General features: G+C 70.2%; 2 protein-coding genes. Both read left to right on the top strand.

Going from position 1 to position 8,608, the window contains the following annotated elements; genetic code table 11:
• Nucleotides 1–3,891: non-ribosomal peptide synthetase (locus ABT004_RS35075; RefSeq protein WP_351345435.1), on the top strand; the 3,891-nt coding region annotated here is incomplete at its 5' end.
• Nucleotides 3,891–8,608: non-ribosomal peptide synthetase (locus tag ABT004_RS35080; protein ID WP_351345438.1), on the top strand; the 4,718-nt coding region annotated here is incomplete at its 3' end. The genes ABT004_RS35075 and ABT004_RS35080, both read left to right, overlap by 1 nt.

The raw sequence follows: 8,608 nt of genomic DNA on the forward strand, positions 1-8,608 counted from the left end.
GGGGACGTGGTCAAGTGGTCTCCGGCTGGGCAGTTGGTGTTCCTGGGCCGGTCCGATGAGCAGGTGAAGGTGCGTGGTTTCCGTATCGAGCCGGGTGAGGTCGAGGCCGTTCTGCTGGCGCATCCGGAGGTGGCGCAGGCCGCGGTCCTGGCGCGCGAGGACACTCCGGGGGATCTGCGGCTGGTCGCCTACGTTGTGCTCTCGGCCGGTCAAGAGGCGGGCGGGCTACGGGAGTTCGCCGCGACCCGGCTGCCGGAGTACATGGTGCCGGCCGCCTTCGTCCCGCTCGACGAACTCCCGCTGACCGTGAACGGAAAGCTGGACCGCAAGGCACTACCCGCGCCCGAGTACGAGACGGGTGCGGGCAGCCGGGGCCCGGCGACGGTGCAGGAGGAGATCCTCTGCGGCGTGTTCGCCGACGTTCTCGGACTCGACACGGTCGGCGTCGACGACGACTTCTTCCGGCTCGGCGGGCACTCGCTCCTCGCGGTGCGGTTGGTGTCGCGGATCCGTGCCGTGCTCGGGGTCGAGCTGCGGCTGCGCACGCTGTTCGAGGCGCCGACGGTGGCCGGTCTCGTGGCCCGCCTGGCCGATGGCGTGGGGGCGGCTCGGACGCCGTTGCGGGCTGCGGAGAGCAGGCCGGAGCGGGTGCCGTTGTCGTTCGCTCAGCGCCGGCTGTGGTTCCTGGACCAACTGGAGGGACCGAGCCCGACGTACAACATCCCGGTGTCGATCAGGCTGAGTGGTGAGGCGGACATCGCCGCGCTGGATGCCGCGCTGCGTGATGTGATCGTCCGGCACGAGTCGCTGCGCACGCTCTTCCCGGCGGTGGACGACGAGCCGTATCAGCGGATCCTCGACCCGCGGGAACTCGACTGGCACCTCCAGGTGTCCCAGGTGGCGCTCGAGGACCTGGGCGAGGCGGTGGCGCAGGCGTCGCGGCACACGTTCGCGCTGGCTTCCGAACTGCCCATCCGGGCCTGGCTGTTCGAAGCCGGGCCGGATGACCGCATCCTCGTGGTCGTGTTGCATCACATCGCCGGTGACGGCTGGTCGATGGCACCGCTGGCCCGCGATGTGTCGACGGCGTACGCGGCACGGCTTCGTGGCGAGGCCCCGGACTGGGAGCTCCTGCCGGTGCAGTACGCCGACTACACCCTCTGGCAACGCGACGTGCTGGGCGCGGAGTCCGACCCCGACAGCCCACTGTCCGAGCAGGTCGGCTACTGGCGGCGGACGCTGGCCGGGGCCCCGGAAGAACTGCCGTTGCCGGTCGACCGTGCTCGCCCGGCCGTGGCCGGGCGCCGGGCGCACCGGGCGCCCGTGGAGGTGCCGGCCGAAGTGCATCGGAGGCTGCTCGACCTCGCCCGCGCCGAGGGCGTGACGACGTTCATGGCGGTGCAGGCCGCTCTCGCCGTGACCCTGTCGCGGCTGGGGGCCGGGACGGACATACCGATCGGGTCCCCGATCGCGGGCCGCACCGACGAGGCGTTGGACGATCTGGTCGGGTTCTTCCTCAACACCCTGGTGATCAGGACCGACCTGTCCGGCGATCCGCAATTCCGCCAACTGGTGGGCCGGGTAAGGGAAACGAGTCTGGAGGCGCTCGCCCACCAGGACGTACCTTTCGAGCGGCTCGTGGAGGAACTCGCGCCCTCGCGGGTGCTGGGACGGCATCCGCTGTTCCAGGTCATGCTGACACTGCACAACAACGAACGAGCCTCTCTCGACCTGCCCGGTCTGCACACCGGCCGCGGTGGGGCCGTGCTCGACGAGTCCGCTGCGGCCCCCGGTCGCTACGACTTCTTCGTGTCACTGACGGAGGTACTGGACGACAACGGCCGACCAGCCGGACTGCGCGGCGGACTGACCCTCACCGCCGACCTGTTCGACACACCGGCCGCGAGCCGGATGGCCGAGAGGTTCCTCCGGGTACTGGAGGCCGTCACCACGACACCGGACCTGCCGCTGCACGCGGTGGACATCCTGGACGGACCCGAACGGGACCTACTGGTGAACCGTTGGAGCGGCACCACGCAGGCACCCCCGGAGTCGACGGTCGTCGAGCGGTTCCAGCAGCGGGTGATGGCCGATCCCGAGGCCACAGCAGTGGTGGCCGACGGCGTCCCGGTGCCGTACGGCAGGCTGGACGCGGAGGCCAACCGGCTCGCACACCACCTGCGTGGCCTCGGTGCGGGCCCCGAGAGTGTGGTCGGACTGTGCCTGCCCCGCGGCCTCCAGACGATCACCGCGATCCTGGCGGTCTGGAAGGCCGGTGCGGCCTACCTGCCGATCGACCCCAAGCTGCCCGCCGAGCGGACCGCCTTCATGCTCGCTGACAGCGGAGCACACCTGGTACTCACCGCAGCCACGGAAGCCGGGCACGCGATCGAGGTGCCGGCCGGTGTCACGGCCGTGTCGCTTGACGAGCCGGGGCTGACGGCCGGATGCCCCGAGGACGCGCCGTTGGTGACGACCGCCCCCGGGCAACTGGCATACGTGATCTACACATCGGGATCGACGGGCACACCCAAGGGTGTGGCGGTCACCCAGGACGGGCTTGCCGGCTATGTGGCGTCGGCGTCGGCCCGTCTCGGATGGTCCGGTCCGGGAGCGCGGTACGCGCTGCTGCAGCCGCAGGTGACGGACTTGGGGAACACGGTCGTCTTCATCAGCCTGGTCACCGGCGGTCAGCTGCATGTGCTGGACGACACCGTGGTGATGGACGCCGACGCGGTCGCCCGGTACCTGGACGAGCATCGCATCGACTTCGTCAAGGCGGTGCCCTCACACCTGGCCGCCCTGTCCGCCGCGGCCGGTGTGCGGGAGCTGCTGCCGGCCCGGTCGCTGGTACTCGGTGGGGAGGCATCCCCTGCCGCATGGGTCGGCGAGCTGGTGCGGGAGGCCGGGGACCGGCAGATCCACAACCACTACGGGCCGACGGAGACCACGGTCGGCATCGCCACCGCCCGGCTGACCACCGAGACACTCGCCGACGGTGTGGTGCCGATCGGCACACCGCTCGAAGGCACCCGGGTGTTCGTCCTGGACGACCAACTGGCGCCAGTACCGGTCGGAGTGGTCGGCGAACTGTACGCCGCCGGCGCCCAACTGGCCCGCGGCTACGTCGGCCGTCCCGGGCTGACCGGTGAGCGGTTCGTGGCCTGCCCGTTCGGATCCGCGGGCGAGCGGATGTACCGGACCGGGGACCTGGTGAAGTGGACGTCCGACGGCCGGCTGATCTTCGTCGGGCGCGCCGACGACCAGGTCAAGATCCGGGGGTTCCGCATCGAACCCGCCGAGATCGAAACGGTGCTGCGCGGCCACCCCGGTGTCTCCCGGGCCGCTGTGATGGCACGCGAGGATGTTCCGGGCGACCCCCGGCTGGTCGCCTACATCGTCCGCGCTCACGACGGCGACGACGAGGGTGACACCGACGAGGGCGGCGCCGACGAGGGCGGCGTCGACATCCGCCGACACCTGGCACGGCTGCTGCCGGAGTACATGGTGCCCGCCGCGGTGGTGGAGCTGACGGAACTGCCGCTGACCAGCAGCGGAAAACTCGACCGAACAGCCTTGCCGACGCCGGAGCACACCGCGGCCGGGGCAACAGAACGCGAGCCCGCGAACGAGAAGGAAGCAGTCCTCTGCGAGGTGTTCGCGGAGGTGCTCGAACGTGACTCGGTCCGGGTGGACGACAGCTTCTTCGAACTGGGCGGGCACTCGCTGCTCGCGATCAGTCTGCTGTCCCGCATCCGGGCCAGGCTCGGCATGGAAGTCAAGATCAGGACCCTATTCGAAGCACCGACTCCGGCGGCGCTCGCAGCGAAGCTGGGCAGCGAGAAGACGACTCGACCGGCACTTCGTCCAATGCGTGAGGAGAATCAGTGATGATTCCGCTGTCGTTCGCACAGCGCCGGCTGTGGTTCCTGAGCCAGCTCGAGGGCCCCAGCCCGACCTACAACGTGCCGCTGGCCGTCTCGCTCAGCGGAGACCTGGACGTCGAGGCACTGGACGCGGCCCTGCGCGACGTGATCATCCGCCACGAGTCGTTGCGTACGCTCTGCAAGGTCTCCGACGGCGAGCCGTACCAGCACATCCTGGCTCCGGCGGACCTCGACTGGGCGCTGCAGGTGCGGCACGTCGCCACCGAAGACCTGGCGGCGGCGATGGACGAGGTCGCCTGGGGCACCTTCGACCTGGCTGCCGACATGCCGATCCGTGCGTGGCTCTTCCGCACGGACACGCAGCAGTCCCTGCTGGTCGTGCTGGTCCACCACATCGCCGGTGACGGCTGGTCGATGGCACCACTGGCCCGCGATGTGTCGACGGCGTACGCGGCGCGGCAGCGCGGGCAGGCCCCCGACTGGGAGCCGTTGCCGGTGCAGTACGCCGATTACACCTTGTGGCAGCGCGAGTTGCTGGGCGACGCGGCGGACCCGGAGAGCCTGCTGGCGCAGCAGGTGGCGTACTGGCGGCGGACGCTGGCCGGGGCGCCGGAGGAACTGCCTTTGCCGCTGGACCGGCCGCGCCCGGCGGTGGCCGGACACCGCGGGCACCGGGTGCCGCTGCGAGTTCCGGCCGACGTCCATCGGCGGCTGTCGGAACTGGCCCTGGCCGAGGGCGCCACGCTGTACATGGTGCTGCAGGCCGCGCTGGCGGTGACACTCTCCCGGCTCGGGGCCGGCACCGACATTCCCATCGGGTCCCCGATCGCGGGCCGCAACGACGAGGCGCTGGAGGGCCTGGTCGGGTTCTTCGTGAACACGCTCGTGATCCGTACGGACCTGTCGGGCGATCCGGACTTCCGGCAGGTGCTGAGGCGCGTCCGCGAGTCGAGCCTGGACGCGCTGGCACATCAGGATGTGCCGTTCGAACGGCTGGTGGAGGAGACCGCCCCCGAACGGTCGCAGAGCCGCAATCCGCTGTTCCAGGTCATGTTCACCATGCAGAACACGCGTCGCTCCGCGCTGGACCTGGCCGATGTGCAGACCAGCAGGGGCGGGCCGTCCGCGACCGCGCAGCCCTCCGAGGAGACGGTCACCGTCCCGGTCAGGTTCGATCTGCATCTGGCCGTGGGGGAGCAGTTCGACGCGGAGGGACGGCCCGCGGGGGTGCGCGGGTCGGTCATGGCGTCGACGGACCTCTTCGACGCAGCGTCGGCGGAGGCGATCGCCGGCCGGTTGAGGCGGGTGCTCGACGCGGTCGCGGCAGCCCCGGACGTCGCGGTGCACACGGTCGAGGTGCTCGACGCGGAGGAGCGGGACCGGCTGTTGGTGCAGTGGAACGACACTGCGGTGGAGCCGGCGGGTGTGTCCGTGGTGGAGGCCTTCGAGGAGCGCGCGCGGGCGGCCGCGGACACGGTGGCAGTGGTGTCCGGCGATGTCCGCCTGACCTTCGGTGAGCTCGATGCGCGGGCGGGCCGTCTGGCGTGCCATCTGCGTGATCTGGGTGTGGGCCCGGAGTCGGTGGTGGGCTTGTGCCTGCCGCGTGGCGTGGAGATGGTGACGGCGATCCTGGCGGTGTGGAAGGCAGGAGCGGCGTATCTGCCGGTTGACGGGGAACTGCCTTCGGAACGCGTGGAGTTCATGCTGGCCGACAGCGACGTGCGGCTGGTGCTGGGCACCCAGGAGGCGCTCGGTGGTCTGTCGGTCGGGCAGGCGCGGACACTCGTCCTCGACGACCCGACGACTGCTTTACGCCTGGACGGTCATGCGGAGGCGTCGCCGGACGGGGTACTCCCCGTCGTGGATGCGGCCGGGTTGGCGTATGTGATCTATACGTCGGGGTCGTCGGGTGTGCCGAAGGGTGTGGCGGTGACGCATGGGTCGCTGGCCAACTATGTGTCGTCGGTGTCGGGGCGGTTGGGCTGGGATGTGCCGGGGGCGCGGTATGCGCTGTTGCAGGCGCAGGTGACCGACCTCGGGAACACGGTGGTGTTCAGCAGCCTAGTCACGGGTGGACAACTGCACGTACTGGAAGCCGAGTTGGTGACGGATCCGGAGGCGGTGGCGCGGTATGTGGCCGAGGAGCGGATCGACCACATCAAGGTGGTGCCGTCGCATCTGGCGGCGTTGACGGCGGCGGTGGGTGTCGAGGCGTTGCTGCCGGCCGGGTCGGTGGTGCTTGGCGGTGAAGCCGCGCAGGCCGGCTGGGTCAAGGAATTGGTGCAGGCGGCGGCCGCTGGTGGTCAGCGGGTGTTCAACCACTACGGGCCGACCGAGACCACGGTCGGGGTGGTGACGGGCGAGCTGTCGCCGCAGGTGGTGGCTGGTGGGGTGGTGCCGATCGGTGCGCCGATCGCCAACACCCGGCTGTTCGTGCTCGATGGGGCGCTGCGACCGGTGCCGGTGGGTGTGTCCGGGGAGCTGTACGTGGCCGGTGCTGGGCTGGCGCGCGGGTACGTAGGCCGTGCGGGGCTGACCGGTGAGCGGTTCGTGGCCTGCCCCTTCCCGGCCGGTTCTGGTGAGCGCATGTACCGCACCGGCGACCTGGCCAAGTGGACGCCGGACGGGCAGTTGGTGTTCCTCGGCCGCGCCGACGAGCAGGTGAAGATCCGCGGGTTCCGCATCGAGCCCGGCGAGATCGAAGCCGCCCTGTCGGCGCACCCGGAGGTGTCTCAGGTCGCGGTGATCGCGCGTGAGGACACTCCGGGTGACAAGCGTCTGGTCGCCTACGTGGTGCCCGCCGACACCGGCACCGAAGGCGGCGTAAACACCGGTGACCTGCGCGGCTTCGTGGCGGGCCGGGTGCCCGAGCACATGGTCCCGGCGGCGTTCGTGACGCTGGACGCGCTGCCGCTGACCGCCAACGGCAAGCTGGACCGCAAGTCCCTGCCCGCACCCGACGATGTCACGGCAGGCGCCCGCCGTCGGGAACCGGCGAACGCGACCGAGGCCGCGCTCTGCGAGATCTTCGCCCAGGTCCTCGGCCTGGACACGGTCGGAGTGGACGACAGCTTCTTCGAGCTGGGCGGACACTCGCTGCTCGCGATCCGGCTGCTCTCGCGGATCCGGACCAGGCTGGGCACGGAAGTCAAGATCAGGGCCTTGTTCGAGACACCGACGCCGTCCGGGTTGGCCAGGGCCGGCGGCGTCGGTTCGGTGGAGGTGCCCGAGAATCTGATCCCGGTGGGTGCGGGGCGGATCACGCCGGAGATGTTGCCGCTGGTCGAGCTGTCGCAGCAGGAGATCGACCGGGTGGTCGCGGCGGTCGACGGCGGGGCGGCGAACGTGGCGGACATCTATCCGCTGGCGCCGTTGCAGGAGGGGATGTTCTTCCACCACTTGATGGCCGACGAGGGTGGGGATGTCTATCTGACGGCGCGGGTGGTGGAGTTCGACTCCCGGGAACGGCTGGAGACGTTCACCGGCGCGTTGCAGCAGGTGATGGACCGGCACGACATCTATCGCACGGGTGTGGTGTGGGAGGGTCTGCGTACGCCGGTTCAGGTGGTGTGGCGGCAGGCTCAACTGCCCGTCATTGAGCACAACTTGGAGGATGGGGAGGCGAACGAGCCCGTACAGCGGGCGGATCGCTTGATCGCCCTCGCGGGGTCGGTGATGGACCTGGGCCGCGCCCCCCTGCTGGACGTGCATGCGGCCGAACTGCCCGAAGGCCGATGGCTGGCCGTCGTACGTATGCATCACATGCTGCATGACCACATGGGCATGGACGTGCTGCTGGACGAACTCAGGTCGGTACTCACGGGCCACGCGGACGAGTTGGCGCCTGCGATGCCGTTCCGGAACTTCGTGGCGCAGACCCGTGCGGTGCCCCGGGCCGAGCATGAGCGGTACTTCGCCGAGCTGCTCGGTGATGTGACCGAGCCGACGGCCCCGTACGGGCTGCTCGACACGCGCGGCGGCGACGGCGGCGTGGCCTCGGCGGTCTTGCCCGTCGCCACTGATGTCACCGACGGACTGCGGCGCGTGACACGGGAGTTGGGGGTCAGCGCGGCGACGGTTCTGCACGTCGCGTGGGCGCGCGTGCTCGGAGTGCTGTCGGGGCGTGACGACGTCGTCTTCGGGACCGTGCTGTTCGGCCGGATGAACGCCGGTGAAGGAGCGGAGCGGGTGCTGGGCCCGTTCCTCAACACCCTGCCCGTGCGGGTGCGTACCGGTCAGATGGGCGTACGCGCGGCTGTCGAGGGGATGCGGGATCAGCTGGCGGGGCTGCTGGAGCACGAGCACGCACCGCTGTCGGTGGCACAGCAGGTCAGCGGGATCACCGACAACACGCCGCTGTTCACCTCTCTGTTCAACTACCGGCACGTGACCGCCGCCGAACGTCCGGCCGACGAGGAGCGGAACGGGCAGCGGTCGATCGAGGGCATCCAGCGCGTCATGGTCCAGGATCGGACCAACTACCCCGTGACCGTGTCGGTCAACGACTGGGGGACGGGCGGGCTGAGCCTGAGCGTGCAGACCGTGGACGCGCTCGACCCGGAATCGATCGTCCAGTTGCTGCGTACCGCCGTGGAGCGCGTCGTCGACGCGCTGAGCGGAGGGACAGATGTGGCGCTGGGTGGTGTGGATGTGTTGGGGGTTGATGAGCGGGTTCGGTTGTTGGGGTGGAACGAGGGGGCGTTGTCGGTTGGTGGTGTGGG

Origin of the sequence: Streptomyces sp. NPDC002790, from assembly GCF_040295505.1 — a bacterium.
Taxonomy (GTDB): domain Bacteria; phylum Actinomycetota; class Actinomycetes; order Streptomycetales; family Streptomycetaceae; genus Streptomyces.